Here is a 23,999-nt window from a genome sequence, read left to right on the forward strand (position 1 = left end):
GTCAGGCCGCCTCGGCCTCCTCGGCGGTCTCCTCCGCCCCCGGCAGGGCGCGGTGGACGCGCAGGAGGGCGCGGGTGCCGATGGACAGCAGGCTGGGGATCTCCGCCGTGGGGGCCCGGCGGGCGAGCGCCAGGATGTCGACGACCAGCGCGTAGTCCTCCAGCGCCGAGAGCGGGACGCGCGGGTCGCCCACCACCGCCGCGTACTCCGCCGCCACATCGGCGTACTCCATCACCGCCAGCCGGACGTCGACCTCCAGGCTGCGCGGGCCGTCACGGAAGTACCTGTCCGCCATGGCGATACACCCCCGGTTGCACACTTTTCGAGCACCTGCCGTCAGTGTTCCCTTTTCGGGGCGGCAGTAGCATCACCCGTTCGGCCAGATTTTCCGGCACCGCAGACTGCCTGATCCCGGCAAGAAGCGGGTCAGCCCCCCGCCGCGAACAGCGCGCCCAGCTCCGGCCGTTCCCCCACCGTCCGCCCCACCAGCCGCAGGCCCTCCCAGACGGTGACCTGGTTCGCCGTCAGCACCGGCTTGCCCAGCGCCTCCTCCAGCGCCGTCAGATGCGCCGCCGTGTGCAGCGCGGTGTCCGGCAGCAGCACCGCCTCGGCGTCGGGGTGATCCCCCGCCCGCGCCAGCTCGACGACCTCCGCCCGCCCCAGCGTCCCGACCTCCGCCGCCGTGACGATGCCGCGCGCCCGGGTGGACAGCACCTGCGCCCCGGCCGCCTTCAGGAACTCCGCGAACATCCCCGCCACGTCCGCCGGATACGTCGCCGCCACCGCCAGCCGCGTCACCCCCAGCGCGTGCGCCGCGTGCGCGAAGGCGAACGAGGTGGACGACGCCGGCACCCCGGCGGCGGCCGACAGCTCCCGCACCTGCTCGAGGGCCCCGTCCCACCCGTACACGAAGCTCGCCGACGTACACGCCCACACCACGGCGTCCACCTCCGGCAGCTCCACCAGCGCGGCCGTGAGCCGGGGCAGCGCCCCCATCCGCAGCAACGCGTCCATCCGGTGCGCGTCCTCACCGATGTCGGTGTGCGCGACGCGCAGCGGCTCACCGGTCAGGTCCGCGAGCACCGGATAGTCGTCCTCGGCGGAATGCCCGGGATAGAGGAAGCCGATCGTCATGAAAGTGCCCCTTCCCCGACGGCACGGGGGCGAATCAGGCCCTAGAGATACAACCCCGTGGAATCCACGCCCTCGAGCCGCTCCGCGGCCACCGCGTGCAGATCGCGCTCGCGCAGCAGGACGTACGCGACGCCCCGTACCTCGACCTCGCCGCGGTCCTCCGGGTCGTACAGCACCCGGTCCCCGGCCTCCACCGACCGCACGTTCTGCCCCACGGCCACCACCTCCGCCCACGACAGCCGCTTGCCCACCTGGGCGGTCGCGGGGATCACGATGCCGCCGGACGAGCGACGCTCGCCCTCGGTCGTGTCCGTACGGACGAGCACGCGGTCGTGCAGCATCCGGATGGGGAGCTTGTCGTGGGTCGGCCGGGAGGAATCAGTCACGGGTACGACCGTACCCGTGCGCGACCCGCCCGCGCGCCCTGGGTCCGGTACCCAGGCCCGTACGGGCAGCGCCTGTACGGGACCGGTGCTCAGCGCCGCCGGCGGCCCCGGCGCGGGCGGCGGGTGCCCAGCGTCAGCAGGCCCACCACCGCGATCGCCGTCAGGGCCACGGGCAGGATGCGCTCCAGCCGCGGTGCCCCGTCGGGGCCGACCAGCTGGGACTTGACGCCCGACACCGCCCGGTTGGCGGTGACGAACGCGCGGCCCGCGGCCTGGTCGACGGCGCCGACCGTACGGGCCCGTACATCACTCATGATCGTCTGGGGGTGAACGCGTGTCGCGAGCTCGTCGAGCGTTGCCGACAGCTGCTGCCTGCGGCGGACGATCTCCGCCTCGATCTGCGCAGGGGACCTGCTGCCTTCCGCCACCGCGCTGCCTCCGCTCTCGTACACCGTCGGCCGCGTACCGCCGCCGGGCTTGTCCGATGTGCACAGTCTGTCAGCCGCTAGGCTCGCCTGCGATACCGACCCCGCATCCGACGACCCTCGAAGAGGAGCCCCGGCACCATGAGCGAGCGCCTGAAGCCCGGAGACACCGCCCCCGCGTTCACCCTCCCCGACGCCGACGGCAACGAGGTCTCCCTCGCCGACCACGCCGGCCGCAAGACGATCGTCTACTTCTACCCCGCGGCCCTCACCCCCGGCTGCACCAAGCAGGCCTGCGACTTCACCGACAACCTCGACGTCCTCGCCGCCGCGGGCTACGACGTCATCGGCGTGTCCCCCGACAAGCCGGAGAAGCTGGCGAAGTTCCGCGAGAAGGAGTCCCTGAAGGTCACGCTGGTCGGGGATCCGTCGAAGGCGGTGCTGGAGGAGTACGGGGCTTTCGGCGAGAAGAAGATGTACGGCAAAACGGTGACGGGGGTCATCCGCTCGACGATCGTCGTCGACGAGAAGGGCAAGGTCGAGCACGCCTGGTACAACGTCCGGGCGACGGGGCATGTGGCGAAGCTCCTGAAGGACCTCAAGATCGAGTCCTGACGCCGCGATTCCGGTGAGTGACGGGCCCGCCCTTGCGGCGGGTCTTTCTCTCACCCTGCGTGACCTTCTGATGATCGGATCGTTTCTCCGTATGAGAACACGAACCCGTCGAAGGGGGCCGGGATGTCACCGCGTACCTACGAGCCACAACGTCTGGCGGAAGCCGCCCGATCGTCCGCGTCCTGTGACGACGTGATCCGGTGGTTCGGCCGAACGCCCACGCCCGGATCGCGCAGTTACGTACGGCGGTTGCTTCGCGAGCAGGGGGTCGACACATCCCACTTCGCCACGCGATGGGTTCGCCACAGCGACGAGCGCCTGCGTGAGCTGACGAGCCGCTGTACGAGCGTCTCAGAAGTCGTCCGTGAGCTGGGAATCAGCCCGGTCGGCGGAAATCAGGCGCACATCGGGCGCCGAATCGCGGCGCTGGGGCTCGACACGAGTCACTTCCGCAGCTCCCGGCCGGGAACGGTCCGTCGGGGTGACGTGCTGTGCCTCGGTTCGCCGGACCAGGGTCGCGTTTCCGGAGTCCGGCTTCGCCGGGCCATGCTCGGCCGGGGTATACCGGAGAATTGCGCCGAGTGCGGCACAGCGCCGGAGTGGAACGGAAAGCCCCTTCGCCTTGAGGTGGACCACATCAACGGGTCATGGTGGGACAACCGGCCGGCCAACCTGCGTTTCCTGTGCCCCAACTGTCACGCCGCGACCGACACCTACCGAGGGCGGAAGAACCGCGGCAAGGAGGCGCGCTGATGTGCGTCAGGCTGCCCGCGCCCGACATCCTGGCCGCGACGGCGGCGGAATCCTCCAGCCTCGTGGACATGATGCGCCGACTGGAATTACCTCTGACCAGTCGTCAGCGGCGCTACCTGGGCGATCGGCTCGGTCACTACGGCATTGCGACACCCCACTTCCAGGCGGAGCCGCTGCCGCCCCGCCCCCGCCGGGCATACGCACGCGAGACCTTGGAGGCTGCCGCCGGGGAGAGCGCCGACTTCACCGAATTCCTCGAGCGCCTGGGCGTGCCCGTTGGGGAACCGTACTTCTACCTGCGCAAGAGGCTGTCCCACTTCGGCATCGACACCTCGCATTGGACCGCCGAAGGCCGACGGGGAAGCCCGACGGGCGACGCGCAGGAGCTGGCATCGGCGGTGGCAGAGGCGCAGAGCATGGCCGGGGTGCTGCGTGCGCTGGGGCAGCCCGTCAACACGTCGACGCGGCGGCGCATCAGCAACCGGATCCAGTCGCTGGGCCTGTCCACCTCCCACTTCACGGGTCAGGCTCATCAAAAGGGCCGTCCGTCGTCGAACCGCAAAACGGCCGAGCAGATCCTCTGCCGTCGGCCCCCCGGTTCCCTCCGCACCCCGGCGCGCCTCCTTCGCCGCGCGCTGCACGAGTGCGGGGTGCCTGCGGTCTGCGCGGAGTGCGGGCAGGGCGACACCTGGCGGGGGCGCCGGATCGTGCTCGAGATCGATCACCGTAATGGTGATCGTCTCGACGATCGGCCGACCAATCTCCGGTACCTGTGTCCCAACTGCCACAGTCAGACCGCGACGTACTGCCGGACAGGCCCATAGTCATCCTGGCCGCGGAAGGCGCTAGGGTAGCAGCAGGAGCCCGTACCCCAGCTGGCCAAGAGGGCGCCGGTTTAGATCCGGCGTGTCGTGGGTTCGAGTCCCACCGGGCTCACCGGGCGAAGGGGCCCTCATCGAGGGCCCCTTCGTGCTGCCGGAGGCAGGGACACATCACCTGACGGGCGCCGTGAGCCCCCACGCCTCAGCGACGAGCTCGTACGACCGCACCCGAACGTCCCCGCTGTGGGCCGGGGCCGTGAGCATCAGCTCCTGGGCGCCCGTGCGTGACGCCAGGGCGCGCAGGCCTGTCGTGACCTCGTCGGGGGTGCCGTGGATGACGTTTGACAGCCATTCGTCGGCGAATTCCGACTCCAGGGGGCTGTATGGGTACGCCTCCGCCTCCTCCGGGGTCGGGACCAGGCCGGGGCGGCCGGTGCGGAGGCGGAGCATCGAGAGGGACTGGGCGCGGGCCTGGCGGTAGGCCTCCTTGGGGTCTTCCGTGGCCAGGGCGGAGACGCCGATCAGGGCGTACGGCTCGGTGAGGACGTCCGAGGGGCGGAACGAGGTGCGGTAGAGGTCCAGCGCGGGGACCGTGTTCGCGGCGGAGAAGTGGTGGGCGAACGCGAACGGGAGGCCCAGGGTGCCGGCCAGGCGGGCGCTGAAGCCGGAGGAGCCCAGCAGCCAGATCGCGGGGCGGGCCGGGGACTGGACGCCGCCGGGGGCCTTGCCCTGGACGGGGCCGGGGACGGCGTGGATCCGGGCGTAGGGGTGGCCGTCGGGGAAGGAGTCGTCGAGGAACCGGGTGAGCTCGGAGAGCTGGTCGGGGAAGTCGTCGGCGCCGCCGTGGGAGGTCACGGTGCGGCGCAGCGCGGCGGCGGTGGCGCCGTCGGTGCCGGGGGCGCGGCCGAGGCCGAGGTCGACGCGGCCGGGGGCGAGGGCCTCGAGGGTGCCGAACTGTTCGGCGATGACCAGGGGTGCGTGGTTGGGCAGCATGACGCCGCCGGAGCCGAGCCGGATGCGGTCGGTGTGGGCGGCGAGGTGGGCGAGGATGACGGCCGGGGAGGAGGAGGCGACGCCGGGCATGGAGTGGTGTTCGGCGACCCAGTACCGCCGGTAACCGAGCTCTTCCGCGGTCCGCGCGAGGCGGACGGAGGTCCGCAGCGCGGCGGCGGCCGTGGAGCCGCTTCCGACGGTGGCGAGGTCCAGCACGGACAGCGGGATGGATTCGGCGTCGGGCATGCGGGCTCCGGGGTCGCGGCGTACTCCTACGCAGGGCTTCAACCTCCCCGCCTCAGGCCTTGTTCCCGGCCACAGGGTGACCCGTGGCACCTCCGGCTGCGCCTTCCGCCGGCGCCTGCGGCGCGCTTCGGCTTCGCCGAAGTCCTCAAACGCCGGACGGGCTGGAGGGCGGCCCCCGGCCCACCTCGCCCCCAGCGGGGTAACGCCGGACGGGCTGGGGGCGGCCCCTGGCCCGCCCCGTCACCCGGCGGCGGTGGGGGTGGCACAGGTCCCAGCCGGACCCCGGCCCGCCCCGTCACCCGGCGGGGGTGTGGGTGGCGGCAGCCCCCACCCGCGGCGAAGCCGCGAAAAAACGACGGAGGCCGCCCGGTCTGCGCTTTCTGCAGACAGGACGGCCTCCGGCCGACGTGCGCCGCCAGGGACTCGAACCCCGGACCCGCTGATTAAGAGTCAGCTGCTCTAACCAACTGAGCTAGCGGCGCCTGACGTGGATAACTCTACAGGGCCGGGGAGGGTGCTGATGACCAACGGAGGCTGTGACCTAGATCGCCATGGACAGCAGCAGCGGCGCCGCGTTCCTGTTCAGCGCGTCGGTGGCAGCCCGGAGCCGGTGTGCGTGTTCGACGGGGAGGGACAGTGCGAGGGTCCCGACGGCGGTGCCCGCCGTGAGGGGGACCGCGGAGCAGACGGTGCCCAGCGCGTACTCCTGGAGGTCCAGCGTGGGCACTGTGACGGGGTGGCGGTCGAGGCCGGCGAGGAAGGCGTGCTCGTTGGTGACGGTGCGGGAGGTGAGGCGGGCGATGCGGTGGCGGGAGAGGTGGTCGCGGCGGCCGTCGGCGTCGAGCTGGAGGAGGAGGCATTTGCCGATGGCGGTGGCGTGGGCGGCGGAGCGGAAGTCGACCCATTCGTTGACGCGGGGGCTGTCGGGTCCGTCGGCGACGTGGGTGACCTTGATCTCGCCCTCCTCGTACCGGCTGAGGTAGATCGCGGCGCCGGTGTCGGTGCGCAGGGTGTCGAGGGCGCGGGTGAGTTTGTGGTCGAGGGCGCGGGTGCGGTCGGCGCCGGAGGTGAGGAGGACGAGGGCTTCGCCGATGACGTACGCGCCGTCGGCGATCTGCTCGACGTATCCCTCGCGGCGGAGCATGAGCATCATGTGCGCGAGGTGGCCGAGGGGGAGTCCGGTGTCGCGGGCGAGCTCCTCGGCGCGGACGCCGTCGGTGTGCCGGGAGACGGATTCGAGTACGCGGAAGGCGTGCTGCACCGCGTGGAACGGTGCGGTGGGTTCGGGTCTTACCGCCACGGTGCCCCCCTGCCGACGGTTTGTGACTGTTCGAGGCGCTTTCGTCGCTGTGGGTGACGATCACGGGTCGGGGTTCGTCGTCGCCCGCAGTGCGGTCGTTTCCACGATAGCGGCGCGGGTGGGTGCGGCGGGTGGTCGTCGGCGACATAGGCGGCACCCCGTGCCCGGGGTGTGCGGCGGGGGCACGGGGTGCGGGTGGTCAGAGGATCGCTCCGAGGAAGTCCCGGGTGCGTTCGTGTTCCGGTGCGGTGAAGATCTTTTCGGGGGTGCCGCTCTCGATGACGCGGCCCTCGTTGAACATCATCACGGTGTCGGAGATGTCGCGGGCGAAGCCCATCTCGTGGGTGACGCAGAGCATGGTGATGTCGGTCGACCGGGCGATGTCGCGGAGCAGGTCGAGGACGCCGGCGACGAGTTCGGGGTCGAGGGCGGAGGTGACCTCGTCGAGGAGCAGGATCTCGGGCCGCATGGCGAGGGCGCGGGCGATGGCGACGCGCTGCTGCTGGCCGCCGGAAAGCTGGGTGGGGTGGGCGTCGATCTTGTCGGAGAGGCCGACGAGTTCGAGGAGTCCGCGGGCGCGTTCGGCGGCCTCGTCCTTGTCCATGCCGAGGACGTTGACGGGGGCCTCGATGATGTTCTGCAGCACCTTCATGTTGGGGAAGAGGTTGAACTGCTGGAACACCATGCCGATCTTCTTGCGGACCTGCCGGAGGTGTTTCTCGTCGGCGGACTTGAGCTTGCCGCCGGGGGTGCGCCGGTGGGTGAGGGGTTCGCCGTCGACCCAGATGACGCCGCCGCTGACCTTCTCCAGGGTCATGAGGAGGCGCAGGATGGTGGTTTTGCCGGAGCCGCTGGGTCCGATGAGGGTGACGTGCTTCCCCCGCTGTACCTCGAAGTCGAGGTGGTCCAGGACGGTGTGGTCGCCGTAGCGTTTGACGACCTGGTCGAAGTGGACGAGGGCGGATCCGGAGGTACCGCCGGGTGCGTCCTCGGGACCGGTCTTCTTGACGGGCTGATCAGTGGCCAAGGCGCTTCTCCAGGCTTCGCACGAGCAGTGAGGTCGGGTAGCTGGCAGCCAGGAAGATGAGGCCGGCCAGGGTGAACGCCTCGGTGTAGTAGAAGTGTTCGGCGCCGTACTCGCGGGCCTGGCGGACCATTTCGGAGACCGTGATGATGGCGAGGAACGGGGTCTCCTTGAACATGGAGATCGCGTAGTTGCCCAGTGCGGGCAGGACGTTGCGTATCGCCTGGGGCAGGATCACGGCCTGCCAGGTGCGCCGGCCGGACATCGACAGCGCGGTGCAGGCCTCCCACTGGCCGCGGGGTACGGCGTCGATGCCGGCCCGGTAGACCTCGGAGGTGTAGCCGGCGTAGTGGATGCCGAGGACGGCGGTGCCGACGTACAGCGGGTCGGTGCCGGGGAAGAGCGCGACGGCGAAGACGAGCTGGACGACGAGCGGGGTGGACCGGACGAATTCGGTGACGGCCCGTACGGGGGCGCGGACCAGCCGGCTGGGGGCGCGGCCGGCCACCGCGACGGCGAGGCCGAGGGCGGCGGCGAGGGCGATGCCGAACACCGTGGCCAGCAGTGTGATCTTGAAGCCCTCGAGCAGCAGGGGGAGGACTTCCTGGGCGCGTTCCCAGCTCCAGTCGAAGGTCATCGGTCGACCCCCGCGATCTGTCCGCTGCGGCTGCGCAGCAGGCCGCGGGCCGAGGTGTGCTGGCCGAGGCGGGCCTTGGCGGCGGCCTCCAGCATGTTCATCAGCATGGTCAGGGCGTACGCGAGCACGAAGAAGATCACCAGCAGGGTGAGGTAGGCGGGGACGGTCTCGCCGGTGCGGTCACGCAGCTGTTCCATCACCGTCATGAGGTCCTGCACGCTGATCAGCCACAGCAGCGGGGTGCATTTGAGCAGCTGGATGAGGAGGTTGGCGAAGGGCGGGATCATCTGCGGCCACGCCTGCGGCAGGACGACCCGCCGCAGGCGCTGGAAGGGCGTCATGTTGAGGGCGATGGCCGCTTCCCGCTGGGCCTTCGGTACGGCGCCCAGGGCGCCGCGGACGACTTCGGAGCCGTAGGCGCCGTAGTTCATGCCGAAGGCCAGGACGCCGCAGAGCAGCGGTTCGATCTCGTAGTCGGTGTTGATGGTGGGCAGTACGTAGTACAGCCAGAACAGCTGGACGTACAGCGAGGTGCCGCGGAAGAACTCGACGAACACCCGGGAGACGCCGCGTACGGGCAGCAGCCGGGAGCCCGACATCAGGCCCAGGAGGAAGGACAGGACGAAGGCCAGGGCCGCGCCGTAGAGCGTGGCCTGGAGGGTCGTCCACAGACCGGAGCGGACGTCCGGCATGTTGTCGAGGAAAGCGGTGAGGAAATCGCCCATGGCGTCGGTGGTGCCCCGTCAGCCCTTGCAGAGGTCGGCGGTCTTGAGGTCGGCCGGGGGGACCTCGGTCTCGGCGAAGCCGTACTCGCCGAGGAGCTGGGTGAAGCGCGCCGGGTCGGAAGTGATCTTCTTGAGTTCGGTGTTGAAGGCGTCGCGCAGGGCCTCGTTGCCCTTCTGGAAGACGGCGCCGCCGGGGCTGTACTGCTTGACGCCGTCGAGTTCGGGCAGGAAGGGCTCGGTGACCTCGACGTCGGGGTTGGTCTTGGCGAGCCAGCGCAGGGAGATGCCGGTGAGGAGGAAGCCGTCGACGCGGCCGGCCTTGACGGCGTCGGCGCCGTCCTGCGGCTTCTGCAGCGTCTTGATCTTTCCGCCGTCGATGCCGGCGCCCTCGGCGTAGCTCTTCTCGACGGCGCCGCTCATCACGCCGATGGTGATGCCGGCGGCCTTGGCGGAGGCGAGGTCGGTGATCTTCTTCGGGTTGCCCTTCTTGACCATGATGGCGGTCGGGGAGATGAACTCGGGCTCGGAGAAGATGACGGCCTGGCAGCGCTCGGGCGTGATGGCCATGCCGGCGCTGATCACGTCGTACTTCCCGGCCTGGATACCGGGGATGAGGCCGTCCCACTCGGAGAAGGTGGGGCGCAGCTCGGGGACGCCGAGGGCCTTGAAGATCTCGGCGTGCAGGGTGGGGGCCTCGCCCTTGAGGGTGTCGCCCTCCTTGTAGCCGTACGGTGCCTCGTTGGCGTACGCGACCCGGACGTAGCCCTGCTTCTTCAGCTTCGCGAGCAGGCCGCCCTCGCCCTCGGCGTCGCCGCCGTCGTCCTTCTTGCTGCAGGCCGTGAGGACTCCGGGGACCGCGAGGAGCCCTCCCACGGCGGCCGTCCGGGTAAGGAAGCCACGGCGGGACAGGTTCGGGTAGTGAGCCATGCGGGTTCCAACCTCCAGGGTGAGCGGACGTGGACGCGCCTGCCCCCGACCGGGGAAATATGCGCCCCGACCCGCGGTGGTTATGGAACGTACATCTTGCCGTTATCCGGGCGTGACTGATCGCCGAGGGGCGAAGGGGGCATACCCGCCGATTCCCCGGGGAGGCTCGGGGGATGACGGATCGGTATGTGGAAGTGACGCTGGCCAAGCGCGCGGTGGGCTGTACGGCCCGGCTGCTCACCGAACGCGCACCCCGTACGTGTGACGCGGTGTGGGACGCCCTGCCCCTCGGGGGTGACGTGTACCACGCGAAGTACGCGCGAAACGAGATCTACACCCTGCTTCCGGCGTTCGCCCCCGAGGAGCCGCCGCTGGAGAACCCGACGGTGACGCCCATCCCGGGTGACCTGTGCTATTTCACCTTCTCCGACACCCAGCTCGGCACCGCCTCGTACGGGTACGGGGAGGACGCCGCCCATCAGGGGCGCCGGCGGGTGGTGGACCTCGCGCTGTTCTACGAGCGGAACAACCTGCTGATCAACGGCGACCAGGGCTGGGTCCCGGGCATCGTCTGGGGCACCGTCGTCGAGGGTCTGGACGTGATGGCCGACGCCTGCCAGGACCTGTGGCGGGCGGGGGCGCTGGGCGAGTCCCTCAGGTTCCGGCGGGCGTGAGCCGCGGCGCCGCCCCCGCCTCGTACAGCGCGTGGGCGGCGCGCAGCACCAGCGCGTCGTGGTGCCGCGCCGCCACGAGCTGGACGCCGACGGGCAGCCCCTGCCCGTCGGTGCCGCAGGGGACGCTGGCGGCGGGCTGCTGGGTGAGGTTGAAGGGGTACGTGAACGGCGTCCACCCCGTCCAGCGGGTGAAGCCGCGCCCCGGCGGCACCTCGGCGCCCGCCCGGAACGCGGTGAGCGGCATGGTGGGCGTCAGCAGCAGGTCGTACGTCTCGTGGAACCGCCCCATCGCCGCCCCCAGCGCCATCCGCACGTCCACGGCGGCCAGGTAGTCCAGCGCCCCGTATTCCTCCCCCGCCGCGACGATCTCCCGCAGCCCCGGGTCCAGCAGCTCCCGCCGCCCCGCCTCCAGCGGCTGCACGACCCGGGCGGCGCCCGCGAACCACAGCGTGTGGAACGCCTCCACCGGATCGGCGAACGGCGGATCGGCCTCCTCCACCAGCGCCCCCAGCCCCGCCAGCCGCTCCGCCGTCGCCCGGACGACCGCCGCGACCGCCGGGTCCACGGCGACCTGCCCGCCGAAGGAGGCGCTGTACGCCACCCGCAGCCCCTTCACCCCGCCGTCCAGCCCCTCGCGGAAGCTCCCGGCCACCGGCCCCAGCGCCGACCAGTCCCGTGCGTCCGGCGCCGCGATCACGTCGAGCAGCAGCGCCGCGTCCGCCGCGTCCAGGGTCATCGGGCCGGTGTGGGACAGCGTCCCGAAGGCGCTCGGGGGGTAGATCGGCACCCTGCCGTACGTGGGCTTCAGCCCGAACACCCCGCAGAACGACGCCGGGATGCGGATCGACCCGCCCCCGTCCGTGCCCAGGCTCAGCGGGCCCGCACCCAGCGCCACCGCCGCCGCCGAACCGCCGCTGGAGCCGCCCGCCGTGCGCCGGGGGTCGTGCGGGTTGAGGGTCGTACCGAAGCGGCGGCTGTCGGTGACCCCCTTCCAGCCGAACTCCGGCGTCGTCGTCTTCCCCACGAACACCGCGCCCGCCGCCCGCATCCGCGCCACCGCCGGCGCGTCCTCGTCCCAGACGCCGGTGTCCTCCACCGTCCACGACCCCCGGTACGTGGGGCGCCCCCGCTGCAGCAGGATGTCCTTCACCGTCGCGGGCACCCCGTCCAGCGGCCCCGCCGGCTCCCCGGCGGCCCACCGGCGCGCGGAGCGCACGGCCTCGGCGCGCGCGCCCTCGGCGTCGATGTACACGAACGCGTTGGTCCGCTCCTGCGCCTCGGCGGCCCGCCCGAGCACGGCCTCCACGACGTCGACGGGGCTGAAGTCCCCCGCCGCGTAGCCGTCGAGCAGGCGGACCGCGGTAAGTCCCGCAAGCTGTGGCATCGTCACCCCTCCAGGACGTTCGACCCGTCGTATCCAGACCTACCCGATATCCCGGGCGGCGCACGGGGCCCTTCGGGCACTCTTGCGGGGTGCGACAGTCCGTTTATCCGGCGGAAATGCCACGGCAACGGGAATCTGCTGCACTGAGTGCCACGAACCCGGGAAAACCGGCCGAGTTATGCGGATTGACCGCGTCAGGCCCTATTCCCTACCTTCGTCTGACAGGCATATCTGCGGTGTCGTACGTACGAATGTGAGCGCCGATGGATGTCACTTTCCTCGGGGGCCCGCAGCCCCAGCGGGGCGTCGGAGTGGTCGCCCCTTTTGACTTCGCGCTCGACCGCGAGCTGTGGCGCTGGACGCCCGACGACGTGTCGCTGCATCTGACGCGCACGCCGTACGTACCCGCCGAGGTCAGCCTCGACCTGGCCCGCCTCGTCAGCGAGCACCAGACACTGCGGGAGGCGTCCCGGGCGCTGGTCGCCGTGGAGCCGGAGGTCATCGCGTACGCCTGCGCCTCCGGCAGCTTCGTCGACGGGCTCGCCGGGCAGCGGGCGGTGGCGGGCGCGGTCGCCGGGGCGGCGGGAGTGCCGGCGGTGACGACGTCCGGGGCGATGCTGGAGGCCCTGGAGACGCTGCGGGTGCGGCGGGTCGCCGTGGTCACGCCGTACACCCGGTCGGTGACGGACGCCCTCGCCGCGTTTCTGGCGGAGGGCGGGATCACGGTCACCGGGCGGGCGTATCTGGGGCTGACGCGGCTGATCTGGCGGGTGTCGTACCGGGAGGTGATGGAGATGGCCCGGCAGGCCGTGGGGGCGATGCGGCCGGACGCGCTGTACATCAGCTGTACGAACCTCCCGACGTACGACGTCATCCCCCAGCTGGAGGCCGAGCTGCGGCTGCCGGTGGTGACGGCGAACCAGGTCACGATGTGGTCGGCGCTGCGCCGCATCGGCGCGGGGGCGGTGGGCCGGTACCAGGCCCTGCTCGACCCCGCGGCGCGGGCTCAGTGGGGCGGGGCGTCGGAGCCGGTCTGACGCTTCCGCAGCCGCCACCACGCCGGGACCAGCGCCGCCGGGAGGGCCGCCAGAGCGCATGCGGCGAGCAGCAGGCCCAGCGTCGTCCAGGGCACGCTGAGGGTGACCGGGGCGGAGAGGGCGGCCAGGGCCACCGTGAGCGGGGCCAGGGTCAGGGCCGCGACCGCCGCGCCCAGGAGGCCGCCGACCGTCACGACCAGGAGGGTTTCCGCCGCGACGGTCGTCAGCGTCTGCGTTTTCGTCGCGCCCGCCAGCCGGAGGGCCCTGAGGTCGTGGGCGCGGTCGGCGGTGGACATCCACAGGGTGTTGGCGAGGACCAGGACGCCGTAGAGCAGGGCGATGCCCAGGATGAGGGCGAACCCGGCGCGGGTGGCGCGGCCGGTGCCGGGGCGGGTGTCGGCGAGCCAGCGCGCGGCGGTGCGGATCTCGGCGTGCGGGGCCGCCTCGCGCAGGGCGTGGGCGGTGGTGCCGCGGACCTCGAGGCGGTCGGGGGTGGCCCCGGGGGCGTTGGCGGGGGTGACGTAGGCGCCGGTTTCGCCGGTGCCGGTGGCCAGGACGGCGGCGATGCGCAGGGTGCGGCGGGAGCCGTCGGCGAGGCGGACGGGGACCGTGGCGCCGACGCGGTGGGTCAGCCATTCCTCGGTGACGATGATGCCGTCGTCGTCGAGGTCCGTGATCCGGCCGGCGGTGACGGGGAGGCGGGTCAGGGCGGCGAGGTCGTACGGGTTCACCGCCCGCCCCTCCCAGCCGATCCAGCGGTCACTGTCCTCCCGCGCCTCCACCCGCGTCGGCGCGCTCGCCAGCGTCCGCGCCCCCGCCGGGGGCCGCACCCCGCCGACGTCCCCGGTGACCACGTACTGCGCCCGCGTCCGCGCCGCCGCCTCCGCCGCCTTCGCGGCGTTCACGGTGCCCACCGTCCCCAGCAGCGACCCCGCGAGGGCCACGGTCATCAGCACCGGCGCCGCCACCGCCCCCGTCCGCCGCACCGCCGCCACGGCCCCGCCCCGCGCCACCCGCCCCGTCCACCCGGGCAGCGCCCGCCCCGCGAGGCGGCACAGCGGCACGGCACACACCGGCGCGAGCAGGGCCACGGCGGTGACCAGGAGCATGGGCTGGACGGTGTACGTCTTGCGGTGCAGCAGCTCCCCCGGGTCGGTGGCGAGCCGCCACGCCGTCAGGGCCAGCGCCGTGACCAGCAGCCCGCCCCCGGCGAGCCACCGTCCGGGGGTCATCGCCCGGTCGTCGACGGCGGCCTCCTTCAGCGCCTCCGCCGGCGCGGTCCGCCCGGCGCGGCGGGCCGCCGCGGTGACGCCGGCGAGGGTGACGCCGAGGCCGGTCCAGAACGCCAGGTGGTACGGCCAGACGGCGCCGGTGACGGCCAGCCCGGGGGGTGCCAGCCGCTCGTCGGCGAGCCAGGCGGTGAGGCGCGGGGCGGCGGGGGCGGCGAGGGCGCAGCCGGTGGCGGACGCCAGGGTGCCGAGGATGAGGGCTTCGCCCAGGACCAGGCGCCGGACGAAGGCCCGGCTCGCGCCGGCGAGGCGCAGGAGGCCGAGCTCGCGGCGGCGCTGGGCGACGGCGTACGAGAAGGTCGAGGCGACGACGAACACCGACACGAACCCGGTGACACCGGCCGCGGTGCCGAGGAGGGCGACGGCGGTGGTCAGTTCCTCGCTCGCGGGCAGCGGGCCCGTGCCGGCGAGGGCGCGGCCCATGACGGCGATGAGGGCGGTGCCGATCGTGAGGGCGAGGAAGCTGCCGGTCAGGGTGGCCCAGCGGGCGGCTACGGAGCGGAGGACGAGTTTGGCCAGTCGGGGGAAGGCCCCCAAGCCACCGGCCGGAGGCCGTCCGGTACGCGGTCGGGTCAGGGCCGTACGCAGTGATGTCATGCCTCAATCCCAGCCGCACACCGCCCCCGGAACACGCCCACCAAACCCCCGGCGAAAGGTAGGGCAGGCACTACCGCCCCCGGCTCCCCCGCGATCTACCGTTGCCCCCATGCCGCACTCTCCCGGGGGACAACCCCCGGCCCCCCGGCCGAGGTGCCGGTACCGGACATCGCAAGGCGTGCCCGTATGAAGCCGACCCTCCGGGCCGCCGCCTACCTGACCACCGGCCTCCTCCTCGGCCCCCTCACCCTCACCGCCCTCCTCCTGCTCACCGCCACCGGCGTCGCCCTCTCCCCTCTCCTCGTCGGCCTCCCCCTCCTCGCCCTCGCCGCCCTCACCGGCATCCCCGCCACCGCCGCGGAGCGCCACCGCCTCCGCGTCCTCGGCGCCCCCGTCCCGTCCGGCCCGCATACCCCGCCCACCCGGCCGGGGCTGCTTCCCTGGGCCCGGCACCGGTTCACCGAGCCCGCGACCTGGCGGGAGCTCGCGTACGCCGTCCTCGGCGCCCTCGTCCTGTGGCCCCTGGAGGCCGTGGCGCTGACCGTGCTGGTCGTCATCCCCGGCGCGCTGATCGCCACCCCCGTCCTCCTGGCCCTGGACGGGGCCGAGGTCAAGGCCGTCAAGCTGCTGACCGTCACCGGTCAGCCCGCCGCCTTCGCCTGCGCCGCCGCCGGGCTCGCGGTGCTGCTCCTCGCCGCCCGCCCGCTGCGCGCCCTCGCCGCCGCCCGCGCCCGGCTGACGCGCGCCGCGAGCCGGGGCACCACCGCCGTCCGGGAGCTCACCCGGTCCCGCGCCCGCCTCGTCGACGCCTTCGAGGCCGAGCGCCGCCGGATCGAACGCGACCTGCACGACGGCGCCCAACAGCGCCTCGTCGCCCTCTCCATGACCCTGGGCCTCGCCCGCCTCGACACGGAACCCGGCACCCCCCTGCACGACCGGCTGACCGCCGCCCACGACGAGACGCGGCACGTCCTCGCCGACCTCCGCGACCTCATCCAGAACATCCACCCCCGCGTCCTCACCGACTACGGCCTCCCCGCGGCCGTCCCCGACGCCGCCGACCGCTCCCCCGTCCCCGTCACCACGGACGTCGCGGACCTCCCCCGCTTCCCCGAACCGGTCGAGGCCGCCGCGTACTTCGTGATCCGCGAGGCCCTGGCGAACGCCGCGAAGCACAGCGGCGCCGACGGGATCCGGATCGAGGGCACGTACCGGACCGGCCTGCTCACCCTCGCCGTCCGCGACGACGGCCGCGGCGGCGCCGACCCCGCGGGCGGCAGCGGGCTGACGGGGCTGGCCGACCGGCTCGCCGTGCTGTCCGGCACACTGACGCTGACCAGCCCGCCCGGCGGGCCCACCGAGCTGCGAGCGGAGATACCGTGCCGTCCCTGCGTGTAGTGCTCGCCGAGGACAGCGTCCTGCTGCGCGAGGGCCTGACCGCCCTGCTGGACCGCTTCGGCCACCGGACGGTGGCCGCCGTCGGTGACGCGGACGCGCTGCCGGGGGCGGTCGCCGAGCACGGCCCGGACATCGTGGTGACGGACGTACGGATGCCGCCCGGCGACGGCGACGACGGCCTGCGCGCGGCCCTCGCGCTGCGGGCGGCGCGGCCGGGGCTGCCGGTGCTGGTGCTCAGCCAGTACGTGCAGCGCGCCTACGCCGCCGAGCTGCTGGACTCCGGGGACGGCTCGGGGGTCGGGTATCTGCTGAAGGACCGGATCGGGCAGGTCGAGGAGTTCGCGCGGGCGGTGGAGGAGGTGGCGGCCGGCGGGACGGTGATCGATCCGGAGGTCGTACGGCAGCTGCTGCGGCGGCAGCGGGATCCCCTGGAGCGGCTGACCCCGCGCGAGCGGGAGGTGCTGGGGCTGATCGCCACCGGACGGTCGAACGCGGCGATCGCGCGCGAACTGGTCGTCACGGAGGCCGCGGTGGGCAAGCACGTCGGGAACATCCTGGCCAAGCTGGACCTCCCGCCCGCCGAGGACACCCACCGCAGGGTGCTGGCGGTGCTGGCGTTCCTCAGCGCGTGAGCGGCGTGAGTCAGCTGGTCAGCGCCTCCGGCGCCGGCTCCCACAGCTCGAAGCGGTTCCCCTCCGGATCCTCCGCCCAGCCGAAGCGCCCGATGCCGTCCTGCGCCTGGACCTCGTCGTCGACCGCCACGCCCGCGCCCCGCAGCTGCGCGAGCATCGCGTCCAGATCCCGCACCCGGAAGTTGATCATCCACTGCTGCTCGTCGCCACCGAAGTACGAGGTGTCGTCGGCGAACGGCGCGAAGACCGTCGGCCCGGCCCCCGTCCGCCACACATCGCCCTCGGCGATGGCGTCCACGCCCAGATGGTCCTGATACCACCGGGCCAGCTTCTCGGGGTCGGCGGACCGGAAGAACACCCCGCCGATGCCCTGCACCTTCTCCACGGTTCCCTCCTGACGTCGGTCACCCAGCGTCTCACTCCGGTCGCAGCATGGCATCAGGGTTATTCCGTAGGGTGCGGGACATGACACTGACGGACGACGCCGGGAAGCTCGTCGGCGACCGCCGGCGCGTCGTCCTCGGGCTGGCGGGGCCGCCGGGGGCGGGGAAGTCGACGCTGGCGCGGCGGCTGGTCGCGCGGCTCGGGGAGCGGGCCGCGTATGTGCCGCTGGACGGGTTCCATCTGTCGAACGCCCAGCTGGACCGGCTGGGGCTGCGGGGGCGCAAGGGCTCCGAGCCGAGCTTCGACGCGTTGGGGTACGCGGCGCTGCTGCGGCGGATCGTGGAGCGGCCGGCGGAGGAGATCTACGTGCCGGACTTCGACCGGGCGCTGGACGAGCCGGTCGCCGCCCGCCATCTGGTCGCCCCGGCCGCCCGGCTGATCGTCACCGAGGGGAACTATCTGGCGCTCGACGCCCCCGGCTGGCGGGAGGCGCGGGAGCTGATGGCGGAGGTCTGGTACGTGGCGGCCGACCCCGCCGTACGGGACCGGCGGCTGATGGAGCGGCACGTCGGTTTCGGCCGTACGGCGGAGGCGTCGCGCGCGTGGATCGACGCGAACGACGCCCCGAACGCGGACCTCGTCACCGCGTCCCGGGGGCGCTGCGACCGGGTGGTCAGCTGCTGAGGAAGCGCTCCAGGCCCTCGACCACCAGCGCGTGGTCCGCTGCCTGCGGCAGGCCCGAGACGCCGACCACGCCGACGCAGCCCACGTCCCGTACGTACACGGGGAACGCCCCGCCGTGCGCGGCGTACAGGTCCGCGTCCAGACGGGCGGACGCCTCGAACGTGGTGCCCTTGGCCCGGAAGCGGGTGCCGACGAGGTACGAGCTCGCCGCGTACCGTTCGACGACGCGGCGTTTGCGGGCCAGCCAGGCGTCGTTGTCCGCGGAGGTCCCGGGCAGCGCCCGGTGGAACAGCTGCTGCGCGCCGCGGTGGATGTCGACGGTCACGGCCGCTTCGCGGGTGAGGGCCAGCTCCGCGAGCAGCGAGCCCAGCGCCCAGGCGTCGTCGTTGTCGAACCGGGTGAAGCGGAGCCGCTGCTCCTGCTCCCACAGCTCGGCGATGAGCGCGTTCAGGTCCTCGCTCACGCCCCCACCTCCACCGTGCGCCCCTCGGCGGCGGACACCCGCGCGGCCTCCAGCACCCGCAGCGCGGCGGCGGCCTCCCCGGCGGTGACGGGCGGCACTCCGCCGGTACGCAGCGCGCGTTCGACGGCCGCGTAGTACGCCGGATAGTCGCCGGGCAGCGTCGGTACGGGGTCGCCGCCGCCGGTCAGCGGCGACTCCCCGGCGCCGAGCCGTCCCCGGAAGGACTCGGGCTCGGTGCCCCAGCCGTCGCCGGGGACCTGGCCCTCGCGCAGGGCGGCCTCCTGGGGGTCGAGGCCGTACTTGACGTAGCCGGCGCGGCTGCCGAGGACGCGGAACCGGGGGCCGAGCTGGGCGGTGGTGGCGCTCGCCCAGAGGTGGGAGCGGACGCCGCCGGCGTGGGTGAGGGCGAGGAACGTGTCGTCGTCGGTCTGCGCGCCGGGGCGGCGGACGTCGGACTCCGCGTAGACGTGGGTGGCGGGGCCGAAGAGGGTGAGGGCCTGGTCGACGAGGTGGCTGCCCAGGTCGTACAGCAGTCCGCCGATCTCGGCGGGGTCCCCCGACTCGCGCCAGCCGCCCTTGGGCTGGGGGCGCCAGCGTTCGAAGCGGGACTCAAAGCGCTGGACGTCGCCGAGGGCGCCGTCGGCGATGAGCTTGCGGAGGGTCAGGAAGTCGTTGTCCCAGCGGCGGTTCTGGAAGACGGAGAGCATCAGGCCGCGCCCGGCGGCGAGCTTGTCGAGCTCCTCGGCCTCGGCGGCCGTGCCGGCGACCGGCTTGTCGACGACGACCGGCAGCCCGGCCTCGAGGGCGGCGCGGGCGAGCGGCACGTGGGTCTTGTTGGGCGAGGCCACGACCACGAGATCCAGCTCCCCGGCCCGCCCCAGCAGCTCCTCGGCGCTCGCGGCGACGTTGATCCCCGCGTACCGCTCACGGGCCTGCGCGGCGCGCTCGGGGTTGCCGGTGACGACGGTGTCGAGGGCGAGACCGTCGGTCGCCGCAACGAGGGGTGCGTGGAAGACGGACCCGGCGAGCCCGTAACCGACGATGCCTACGCGCAGGGGCGCGGGGGTGGGGGTGCCGTTCATACGTCCACTTAATCATTGGGGGGCGGGGGGCGCTCCGGGCGGCTTGCCCGTGGGGGTACGGGGGGTGTTCTCCCCGGGCAGCACAGCGCCGACCGCCTCGATCGGCCAGGGCCCGGGAGGGGTGCCCCCGGGGGCAACGCAGCGTGCGGGCCGGCGCGGCGGCCGCCCCGTCCGGCCGGGGGTCCGGGGGTTGTCCCCGGCGGAATTGGGCCGAACGAGCGGATTCGCTGCTCCCCCCGGGCGTCCCGGGGCCGTGTCGCCCCCGTCCGGTCGGCCGGCCGTGGCACGGTCCGACCATGCGCCCGCGCCTGGCTCTCGCAGCCGCCGTCGCCGCCGGCGCCGTGGCCCTCGTGCCCGGCGCGGTGGCCGCCGGCGCCGAACCGGGCTGCGGCGGGCGGGACTTCCCCCTCGAGGCCGAGCTGTCCGGGGGGCCGCAGGCGTACGAGGCGGGCGGTGCGCCCGGGGGCTGGACGCTGACGCTGCGCAACACCACCCGGACCACCTGCCGGGCCGTCCACCCCGTCGCGGTGCTCGTCGACGACGGCGCCGCGCTCACCCCGGCGCACATCCGGCTGGCGTTCCGCGACGAGGCAGCGGGGCGCTGGCGCGCGGTGCGCTTCCGGGAGACGGACCGGGCGGAGAACGTCGGGGTGTTCGCCGGCCGCGGCTTCACGGTGCGCGCGGGGCGCGAGGTGACGGTACGGGTACGGCTGGCGTTCACCGGGGACGCCCCGGCGGGCGCGGTCACCGCGACGGTGTCCGCGATGCGGCGCCAGGCGGGCGACGGGGTGTGGGCGGGGCAGTCCCGGGCGTACGCCTTCGCGGTCACCGAACCGGGCACCGGACCGCGCACCGGACCGGGCGGCGGCGGGACCGGCGAACGCGGCGCGCCCCTGCCCCCGGGCGCGGACGCGACCCGCGAGCCGGGCGACCGGCGCACACCCGCGGCGGGCGGGAAGACCCCGCCCTCGCACGACGGCCCGCGCATCCACGCCCCGGACACGTCCACCGGCGCCCCGCGAACCCCGTCGGCGGCCGACCCCTCGTACCGACCGGACCGCGACGGCTTCCCGTGGTCCCTGGCGAACTCCGGCTCGGGCCCCATGGCCGGGATCGGCTGCACCGCCGGCGCCTTCCTCCTCGGCGGCGGTGCTTTCCTGGTGGGATCCCGGCGTCTGGACAGGACGCCGGCCAGCCGGTCCCACCACCGGTAGGCGGTGTCCGCGCCTGTCCCCCCGGGCGCGGGCACCGCCCGCCCTCCCCCGTGGAAGCGCGGGTCAGACCAGATCGACGAGATCCGCGATCGAGTCCACCGTCCGCGTCGGCCGGAACGGGAAGCGGTCCACGTCCCCGGCCTTCGTCAGCCCCGTGAGCACGAGGAACGTCTGCATCCCGGCCTCCAGGCCGGCGAGCACGTCGGTGTCCATCCGGTCCCCGATCATGGCGGACGTCTCGGAGTGGGCGCCGATGACGTTCAGCCCCGTACGCATCATCAGCGGGTTGGGCTTGCCCACGAAGTACGGCTCCTTGCCCGTCGCCTTGGTGATCAGCGCCGCCACCGAGCCCGTCGCCGGGAGCGCGCCCTGCGGCGAGGGGCCGGTGTTGTCGGGGTTGGTGGCGATGAACCGGGCGCCGGCGTCGATCAGCCGGATCGCCTTGGTCAGCGCCTCGAAGGAGTACGTGCGGGTCTCGCCGAGGATCACGAAGTCGGGGTCCTGGTCGGTCATCACACAGCCCGCGTCGTGCAGCGCGGTGGTCAGCCCGGCCTCGCCGATGACGTACGCGGTGCCGCCGGGGTGCTGGCTGTCCAGGAACTTCGCCGTGGCCAGCGCGGACGTCCAGATGTTCGCCACCGGCACGTCGAGCCCGATCCGGTTGAGCCGGGCGTGCAGATCGCGGGCGGTGTACATCGAGTTGTTCGTCAGCACGAGGAACGGCTTGCCCGAGTCGCGGAGCTTCTTGATGAACGCGTCCGCGCCGGGGACCGGCACGCCCTCGTGCATCAGCACCCCGTCCATGTCGGTCAGCCACGAGTCGATCGGCTTGCGTTCGGTCATGAGTGCGAGGCTCCTGCGCTACGAGGACATCGGATGACCATGCTATTCACTCCGCGCCCCGCACACCCAGCACGTCTCGGGAGCCGGACACCGCATCCGGGGAGGGCCGTCCGGGTGGTCCGCACCCCGTTCGGAGCAACGCTGGCCCACGGCGGGATGCGAAGCCGTACGGGGTGTCCAGGCTGAAGGCACGAGATTCCTTCGGAGGTCGCATGCGCCGGGCCCGAGTCCCCCTGCTCACCGTATCCGCGGCGATAGTCGTGGCCGCCTGCTCCTCGTGCGGCGGCAACGCCTTCGCGGCGGGCGACGTCATCGTCTCCCCGTCCCAGGCCCGTCCCGGGTCGAAGGTGGAGATCCGTACGTCCAAGTGCCAGGGCACCTGGGCGATAGCCAGGTCGGAGGCCTTCGTCGCCGAGGCGCGGCTGGCCAAGGCCCAGGACAACCGCGCGCTGTGGGGCGAGGCGCAGATCCGCAACGACGCGCAGAGCAGGCAGTACGAGGTACGGGTGCGCTGCGAGGACGGCGGTCAGGCGACCGGTTCGTTCTCCGTCGTCGCCCACCATCCCGGACCCAAGCCCCAGCCCGACCCCTGGCGCCCCGATCCGTGGAGCCCGCAGCCCTGGCGCCCGGTGCACGCGGGCGGGGGCGGCACCGCGGCGGACAAGAACGCGGACACCACGACCCTGGCGGACGAGCGGCCCTCCGCCGCCGGCTACGCCGACGACCTGGCCCTGGCGGCCGGGCTCGCCACCCTCCTCGGCTTCGCCGGCCACCGGCTGCGGCGCCGTGGCCGAAGGTAGGTCCGCGGGGCTCAGCCCCCGTACGGCGAAGGTGCTGGTCTGGGCCGTGCTGCTGGCCGCCCTGTGGGTGTACGGGCGGACGCACGGCGCCGCCCCGGCCCCGGCGGACGCGGCGGGCGCGTCGGTGCAGCTGCTGCAGGGGCCGGGACCGCGGGCGCTGAAGCCGCTGAAGGGGTCGGATCCGGTGACGCTGACCGTCCCGGGGGCCGGGGTGGAGGCCCCGGTGATCGAGCGGGGGCTGGACGACACGGGCGCGGTGGACGCGCCGCCGTTCACCAGCCCGGGGGAGGTCGGCTGGTACCGGGGCGGGGCGCGGCCGGGGGCGACGGGGGTGGCGCTGTTCGTGGGGCACCTGGACACGGCGACGGCGCCGGCGGTGTTCTACCGGCTGGCGGACGTGCGGCCGGGCGAGCGGGTGCGGGTGACCCGCGAGGACGGGCGGACGGCGGAGTTCACCGTGGACCGGGTGGAGACGATGGACAAGCGGCGCTTCGACGCGGAGCGGGTGTACGGGGCGCATGTGAAGGGGCGGGCCGAGGTACGGCTGATCACCTGCGGCGGGCGGTACGAGCCGGACAAGAAGAACTACACGGCGAATCTGGTGGTCTCCGGCTATCTCACCGGGAAGCGCTGACCCCGGGCCGCTCGGGGGAGACGTCGAAACCCTCGTCCGTCCGGGTCAGCCGCAGCACCCGCAGCACCGCCGGGGCGACGCACGCCAGGGTGACGCTGCCGCCCCGGCGCAGGGCGCGGTTGCGGGCCCGTATCAGCAGGGCGAGGCCGCCGCAGTCGGCGAAGGGGACGTCGCTCAGGTCGATGACCAGGTCGGGCGGATTCGCGGCTCCCAGCACGACGTCGAGCTCGGGTTCCAGCAGCCCCCGGGCGTACGCGTCGAGCTCGCCGCACAGGACGACGAGGGTCCGGCGCCCGAGGGCCTCGGTGTGCAAGGTGGGCAGCGCCCCCGGTGTGGTCATGATCTGGTCCCCGTACTCGATGGACGGCGGAGTCACAGGCCGGCGGGTCCGGGCCGACGGGGCGAGCCTAGGGATGCCATGAACCGCAGGGGGGCGGTTCGGGGGAAGTGCTTGACGGTTGCACGAACGGTGCGCTAGTGGCTGGAGGTGGCCTTCAGCCCCACCACGGACACCAGAAGCAACGCTATGAAGAAGATCCGCCCCGCGTTCGCCGGCTCCCCCAGGACCGTCATCCCCAGTACCGCCGCGCCGGCCGCGCCGATGCCGACCCAGACGCCGTACGCGGTGCCTATCGGCAGCGTCTTCGCCGCCTGCGCCAGCAGCAGCATGCTCGCCGCGATGCCCGCGAGGGTCAGGACGCTGGGCCACAGCCGGGTGAAGCCGTCCGTGTACGTCATCCCGACCGCCCAGCCGACCTCGAGCAGACCGGCGACGGCGAGCAGTATCCAGGCCATGACGGCACCTCCGTGAATCACTGAACGGGGTGCGTCGTCTTGTCCTGACCCGGTACGGCGCGTCTCGTCGGGCTTCCCCCCACCGTAACCGAGACGCGCCCGG

Annotated in this window: 28 protein-coding genes, 2 tRNA genes and 1 riboswitch; of the genes, 11 read left to right on the forward strand and 19 right to left on the reverse strand. The window is 73.3% G+C overall.

From position 1 onward, the window contains the following. Nucleotide 1: 1 nt before the first annotated feature. The 4 genes from SRB5_RS20435 to SRB5_RS20450 all read right to left on the reverse strand — a co-directional run bounded on the left by SRB5_RS20435 (nucleotide 2) and on the right by SRB5_RS20450 (nucleotide 1,972). Nucleotides 2-295: a hypothetical protein gene (locus SRB5_RS20435; protein WP_153454072.1), complete on the reverse strand. Its 294-nt coding sequence runs from the start codon at nucleotides 293-295 to the stop codon at nucleotides 2-4. A gap of 131 nt (nucleotides 296-426) precedes the next feature. Further along, nucleotides 427-1,134, reverse strand: coding sequence for a maleate cis-trans isomerase family protein (locus SRB5_RS20440; protein WP_153454074.1), 708 nt, complete (start codon nucleotides 1,132-1,134; stop codon nucleotides 427-429). Between the two features lie 41 nt (nucleotides 1,135-1,175). After that, complete coding sequence (locus SRB5_RS20445; protein ID WP_153454190.1) at nucleotides 1,176-1,475, reverse strand: GroES family chaperonin; 300 nt, start codon at nucleotides 1,473-1,475, stop codon at nucleotides 1,176-1,178. Nucleotides 1,476-1,609: 134 nt separating this feature from the next. Beyond that, on the reverse strand, nucleotides 1,610-1,972 hold the full coding sequence (locus SRB5_RS20450; RefSeq protein ID WP_407703948.1) for a DUF3618 domain-containing protein: 363 nt from the start codon (nucleotides 1,970-1,972) through the stop codon (nucleotides 1,610-1,612). 114 nt (nucleotides 1,973-2,086) lie between these two features. Between SRB5_RS20450 and bcp the strand changes: the two genes are divergently transcribed. From bcp to SRB5_RS20470, 3 genes are all read left to right on the forward strand, one after another. Then, the gene (gene bcp, locus SRB5_RS20455; RefSeq protein ID WP_153454076.1) at nucleotides 2,087-2,560 is read left to right on the forward strand and encodes a thioredoxin-dependent thiol peroxidase; all 474 of its coding nucleotides are present in this window, start codon (nucleotides 2,087-2,089) and stop codon (nucleotides 2,558-2,560) included. 752 nt (nucleotides 2,561-3,312) lie between these two features. Then, nucleotides 3,313-4,137, forward strand: a complete 825-nt coding sequence (locus SRB5_RS20465; RefSeq protein ID WP_153454080.1) for an HNH endonuclease signature motif containing protein — start codon at nucleotides 3,313-3,315, stop codon at nucleotides 4,135-4,137. 36 nt (nucleotides 4,138-4,173) lie between these two features. Then, nucleotides 4,174-4,249 (forward strand) — tRNA-Leu (locus SRB5_RS20470). A gap of 56 nt (nucleotides 4,250-4,305) precedes the next feature. Here the strand turns inward: SRB5_RS20470 and SRB5_RS20475 are convergent. From SRB5_RS20475 to ehuB, 7 genes are all read right to left on the reverse strand, one after another. Next, complete coding sequence (locus SRB5_RS20475; RefSeq protein WP_153454082.1) at nucleotides 4,306-5,373, reverse strand: LLM class flavin-dependent oxidoreductase; 1,068 nt, start codon at nucleotides 5,371-5,373, stop codon at nucleotides 4,306-4,308. A 408-nt stretch (nucleotides 5,374-5,781) separates the two neighbouring features. Then, nucleotides 5,782-5,855 (reverse strand) — tRNA-Lys (locus SRB5_RS20480). 59 nt (nucleotides 5,856-5,914) lie between these two features. Beyond that, nucleotides 5,915-6,673 carry an IclR family transcriptional regulator gene (locus tag SRB5_RS20485; RefSeq protein WP_323378198.1) on the reverse strand — a complete coding sequence of 253 codons (759 nt, stop codon included), beginning with the start codon at nucleotides 6,671-6,673 and terminating at the stop codon, nucleotides 5,915-5,917. Nucleotides 6,674-6,872: 199 nt separating this feature from the next. Then, a complete protein-coding gene (ehuA, locus tag SRB5_RS20490) occupies nucleotides 6,873-7,700 on the reverse strand; it encodes an ectoine/hydroxyectoine ABC transporter ATP-binding protein EhuA (RefSeq protein WP_153454084.1) in 828 nt (275 codons plus the stop codon). Then, on the reverse strand, nucleotides 7,690-8,334 hold the full coding sequence (gene ehuD / locus SRB5_RS20495) for an ectoine/hydroxyectoine ABC transporter permease subunit EhuD (protein WP_153454086.1): 645 nt from the start codon (nucleotides 8,332-8,334) through the stop codon (nucleotides 7,690-7,692). Before ehuD ends, ehuA begins: the two co-directional genes overlap by 11 nt. Beyond that, complete coding sequence (gene ehuC, locus SRB5_RS20500) at nucleotides 8,331-9,059, reverse strand: ectoine/hydroxyectoine ABC transporter permease subunit EhuC (protein WP_153454088.1); 729 nt, start codon at nucleotides 9,057-9,059, stop codon at nucleotides 8,331-8,333. Before ehuC ends, ehuD begins: the two co-directional genes overlap by 4 nt. Before the next feature lie 18 nt (nucleotides 9,060-9,077). Then, nucleotides 9,078-9,986: an ectoine/hydroxyectoine ABC transporter substrate-binding protein EhuB gene (gene ehuB, locus SRB5_RS20505; protein WP_153454090.1), complete on the reverse strand. Its 909-nt coding sequence runs from the start codon at nucleotides 9,984-9,986 to the stop codon at nucleotides 9,078-9,080. Between the two features lie 173 nt (nucleotides 9,987-10,159). On the opposite strand from ehuB, the gene SRB5_RS20510 reads away from it, so the two are divergent. Then, the gene (locus tag SRB5_RS20510; protein ID WP_153454092.1) at nucleotides 10,160-10,660 is read left to right on the forward strand and encodes a DUF3830 family protein; all 501 of its coding nucleotides are present in this window, start codon (nucleotides 10,160-10,162) and stop codon (nucleotides 10,658-10,660) included. Here the strand turns inward: SRB5_RS20510 and SRB5_RS20515 are convergent. Next, on the reverse strand, nucleotides 10,641-12,044 hold the full coding sequence (locus tag SRB5_RS20515) for an amidase (protein ID WP_153454094.1): 1,404 nt from the start codon (nucleotides 12,042-12,044) through the stop codon (nucleotides 10,641-10,643). The two genes, SRB5_RS20510 and SRB5_RS20515, sit on opposite strands and share 20 nt — an antisense overlap. A gap of 263 nt (nucleotides 12,045-12,307) precedes the next feature. Here SRB5_RS20515 and SRB5_RS20520 point away from each other — a divergent pair, with 263 nt between their 5' ends. After that, nucleotides 12,308-13,081 (forward strand): maleate cis-trans isomerase family protein, encoded by a 774-nt coding sequence (locus SRB5_RS20520; protein ID WP_153454095.1) that lies wholly within the window; start codon nucleotides 12,308-12,310, stop codon nucleotides 13,079-13,081. On the opposite strand, the gene SRB5_RS20525 is transcribed toward SRB5_RS20520, so the two are convergent. Next, nucleotides 13,051-14,967 (reverse strand): FtsX-like permease family protein, encoded by a 1,917-nt coding sequence (locus SRB5_RS20525; protein ID WP_153454096.1) that lies wholly within the window; start codon nucleotides 14,965-14,967, stop codon nucleotides 13,051-13,053. The genes SRB5_RS20520 and SRB5_RS20525 overlap by 31 nt on opposite strands. A 186-nt stretch (nucleotides 14,968-15,153) precedes the next feature. Between SRB5_RS20525 and SRB5_RS20530 the strand changes: the two genes are divergently transcribed. Both SRB5_RS20530 and SRB5_RS20535 read left to right on the forward strand, forming a co-directional pair. Beyond that, complete coding sequence (locus SRB5_RS20530; RefSeq protein ID WP_153454098.1) at nucleotides 15,154-16,365, forward strand: sensor histidine kinase; 1,212 nt, start codon at nucleotides 15,154-15,156, stop codon at nucleotides 16,363-16,365. Then, nucleotides 16,365-16,997: a response regulator gene (locus tag SRB5_RS20535; RefSeq protein ID WP_407703950.1), complete on the forward strand. Its 633-nt coding sequence runs from the start codon at nucleotides 16,365-16,367 to the stop codon at nucleotides 16,995-16,997. The genes SRB5_RS20530 and SRB5_RS20535 overlap by 1 nt, the downstream gene beginning before the upstream one ends. A gap of 10 nt (nucleotides 16,998-17,007) precedes the next feature. Here the strand turns inward: SRB5_RS20535 and SRB5_RS20540 are convergent, their stop codons facing one another. Next, nucleotides 17,008-17,382, reverse strand: a complete 375-nt coding sequence (locus tag SRB5_RS20540; RefSeq protein WP_323378200.1) for a VOC family protein — start codon at nucleotides 17,380-17,382, stop codon at nucleotides 17,008-17,010. 80 nt (nucleotides 17,383-17,462) lie between these two features. Here SRB5_RS20540 and SRB5_RS20545 point away from each other — a divergent pair, with 80 nt between their 5' ends. Further along, entirely contained in the window at nucleotides 17,463-18,065 is a 603-nt protein-coding gene (locus SRB5_RS20545; protein ID WP_228390247.1) for a nucleoside/nucleotide kinase family protein, read from the forward strand. Here SRB5_RS20545 and SRB5_RS20550 read toward each other — a convergent pair. Next, nucleotides 18,055-18,528: a heme-degrading domain-containing protein gene (locus SRB5_RS20550; RefSeq protein WP_323378201.1), complete on the reverse strand. Its 474-nt coding sequence runs from the start codon at nucleotides 18,526-18,528 to the stop codon at nucleotides 18,055-18,057. The two genes, SRB5_RS20545 and SRB5_RS20550, sit on opposite strands and share 11 nt — an antisense overlap. Next, nucleotides 18,525-19,610 (reverse strand): Gfo/Idh/MocA family oxidoreductase, encoded by a 1,086-nt coding sequence (locus SRB5_RS20555; protein WP_153454104.1) that lies wholly within the window; start codon nucleotides 19,608-19,610, stop codon nucleotides 18,525-18,527. Before SRB5_RS20555 ends, SRB5_RS20550 begins: the two co-directional genes overlap by 4 nt. Before the next feature lie 296 nt (nucleotides 19,611-19,906). Between SRB5_RS20555 and SRB5_RS20560 the strand changes: the two genes are divergently transcribed. After that, nucleotides 19,907-20,824 carry a hypothetical protein gene (locus SRB5_RS20560; RefSeq protein WP_153454106.1) on the forward strand — a complete coding sequence of 306 codons (918 nt, stop codon included), beginning with the start codon at nucleotides 19,907-19,909 and terminating at the stop codon, nucleotides 20,822-20,824. Between the two features lie 63 nt (nucleotides 20,825-20,887). Here the strand turns inward: SRB5_RS20560 and SRB5_RS20565 are convergent, their stop codons facing one another. After that, entirely contained in the window at nucleotides 20,888-21,667 is a 780-nt protein-coding gene (locus SRB5_RS20565) for an HAD-IIA family hydrolase (RefSeq protein WP_153454108.1), read from the reverse strand. Nucleotides 21,668-21,879: 212 nt separating this feature from the next. Between SRB5_RS20565 and SRB5_RS20570 the strand changes: the two genes are divergently transcribed. Together SRB5_RS20570 and SRB5_RS20575 are read left to right on the forward strand one after the other, a co-directional pair. Further along, the gene (locus SRB5_RS20570) at nucleotides 21,880-22,467 is read left to right on the forward strand and encodes a hypothetical protein (RefSeq protein WP_153454110.1); all 588 of its coding nucleotides are present in this window, start codon (nucleotides 21,880-21,882) and stop codon (nucleotides 22,465-22,467) included. Next, nucleotides 22,454-23,101 (forward strand): class F sortase, encoded by a 648-nt coding sequence (locus tag SRB5_RS20575; protein WP_323378202.1) that lies wholly within the window; start codon nucleotides 22,454-22,456, stop codon nucleotides 23,099-23,101. The genes SRB5_RS20570 and SRB5_RS20575 overlap by 14 nt, the downstream gene beginning before the upstream one ends. Here the strand turns inward: SRB5_RS20575 and SRB5_RS20580 are convergent. Both SRB5_RS20580 and SRB5_RS20585 read right to left on the reverse strand, forming a co-directional pair. After that, nucleotides 23,085-23,441, reverse strand: coding sequence for an STAS domain-containing protein (locus tag SRB5_RS20580; protein WP_153454113.1), 357 nt, complete (start codon nucleotides 23,439-23,441; stop codon nucleotides 23,085-23,087). The genes SRB5_RS20575 and SRB5_RS20580 overlap by 17 nt on opposite strands. 134 nt (nucleotides 23,442-23,575) lie before the next feature. Beyond that, nucleotides 23,576-23,896 (reverse strand): DMT family transporter, encoded by a 321-nt coding sequence (locus SRB5_RS20585; RefSeq protein WP_153454115.1) that lies wholly within the window; start codon nucleotides 23,894-23,896, stop codon nucleotides 23,576-23,578. Nucleotides 23,897-23,924: 28 nt separating this feature from the next. Then, nucleotides 23,925-23,995: riboswitch (guanidine-III (ykkC-III) riboswitch) on the reverse strand. Between the last annotated feature and the right edge of the window lie 4 nt (nucleotides 23,996-23,999).

The sequence above is a fragment of the Streptomyces smaragdinus genome (assembly GCF_009604385.1).
Taxonomy (GTDB): Bacteria; Actinomycetota; Actinomycetes; order Streptomycetales; family Streptomycetaceae; genus Streptomyces; species Streptomyces smaragdinus.

Excerpts from the sequence above, each read along its gene's own strand:
- SRB5_RS20435 (WP_153454072.1), bottom strand. The coding sequence starts at position 295 with ATGGCGGACAGGTACTTCCGTGACGGCCCGCGCAGCCTGGAGGTCGAC.
- SRB5_RS20440 (WP_153454074.1), bottom strand. The coding sequence starts at position 1,134 with ATGACGATCGGCTTCCTCTATCCCGGGCATTCCGCCGAGGACGACTAT.
- SRB5_RS20445 (WP_153454190.1), bottom strand. The coding sequence starts at position 1,475 with ATGCTGCACGACCGCGTGCTCGTCCGTACGGACACGACCGAGGGCGAG.
- bcp (WP_153454076.1), top strand. The coding sequence starts at position 2,087 with ATGAGCGAGCGCCTGAAGCCCGGAGACACCGCCCCCGCGTTCACCCTC.
- SRB5_RS20465 (WP_153454080.1), top strand. The coding sequence starts at position 3,313 with ATGTGCGTCAGGCTGCCCGCGCCCGACATCCTGGCCGCGACGGCGGCG.
- SRB5_RS20475 (WP_153454082.1), bottom strand. The coding sequence starts at position 5,373 with ATGCCCGACGCCGAATCCATCCCGCTGTCCGTGCTGGACCTCGCCACC.
- ehuD (WP_153454086.1), bottom strand. The coding sequence starts at position 8,334 with ATGACCTTCGACTGGAGCTGGGAACGCGCCCAGGAAGTCCTCCCCCTG.
- ehuC (WP_153454088.1), bottom strand. The coding sequence starts at position 9,059 with ATGGGCGATTTCCTCACCGCTTTCCTCGACAACATGCCGGACGTCCGC.
- ehuB (WP_153454090.1), bottom strand. The coding sequence starts at position 9,986 with ATGGCTCACTACCCGAACCTGTCCCGCCGTGGCTTCCTTACCCGGACG.
- SRB5_RS20510 (WP_153454092.1), top strand. The coding sequence starts at position 10,160 with ATGACGGATCGGTATGTGGAAGTGACGCTGGCCAAGCGCGCGGTGGGC.
- SRB5_RS20515 (WP_153454094.1), bottom strand. The coding sequence starts at position 12,044 with ATGCCACAGCTTGCGGGACTTACCGCGGTCCGCCTGCTCGACGGCTAC.
- SRB5_RS20520 (WP_153454095.1), top strand. The coding sequence starts at position 12,308 with ATGGATGTCACTTTCCTCGGGGGCCCGCAGCCCCAGCGGGGCGTCGGA.
- SRB5_RS20525 (WP_153454096.1), bottom strand. The coding sequence starts at position 14,967 with ATGACATCACTGCGTACGGCCCTGACCCGACCGCGTACCGGACGGCCT.
- SRB5_RS20530 (WP_153454098.1), top strand. The coding sequence starts at position 15,154 with ATGAAGCCGACCCTCCGGGCCGCCGCCTACCTGACCACCGGCCTCCTC.
- SRB5_RS20545 (WP_228390247.1), top strand. The coding sequence starts at position 17,463 with ATGACACTGACGGACGACGCCGGGAAGCTCGTCGGCGACCGCCGGCGC.
- SRB5_RS20555 (WP_153454104.1), bottom strand. The coding sequence starts at position 19,610 with ATGAACGGCACCCCCACCCCCGCGCCCCTGCGCGTAGGCATCGTCGGT.
- SRB5_RS20560 (WP_153454106.1), top strand. The coding sequence starts at position 19,907 with ATGCGCCCGCGCCTGGCTCTCGCAGCCGCCGTCGCCGCCGGCGCCGTG.
- SRB5_RS20565 (WP_153454108.1), bottom strand. The coding sequence starts at position 21,667 with ATGACCGAACGCAAGCCGATCGACTCGTGGCTGACCGACATGGACGGG.
- SRB5_RS20570 (WP_153454110.1), top strand. The coding sequence starts at position 21,880 with ATGCGCCGGGCCCGAGTCCCCCTGCTCACCGTATCCGCGGCGATAGTC.
- SRB5_RS20580 (WP_153454113.1), bottom strand. The coding sequence starts at position 23,441 with ATGACCACACCGGGGGCGCTGCCCACCTTGCACACCGAGGCCCTCGGG.
- SRB5_RS20585 (WP_153454115.1), bottom strand. The coding sequence starts at position 23,896 with ATGGCCTGGATACTGCTCGCCGTCGCCGGTCTGCTCGAGGTCGGCTGG.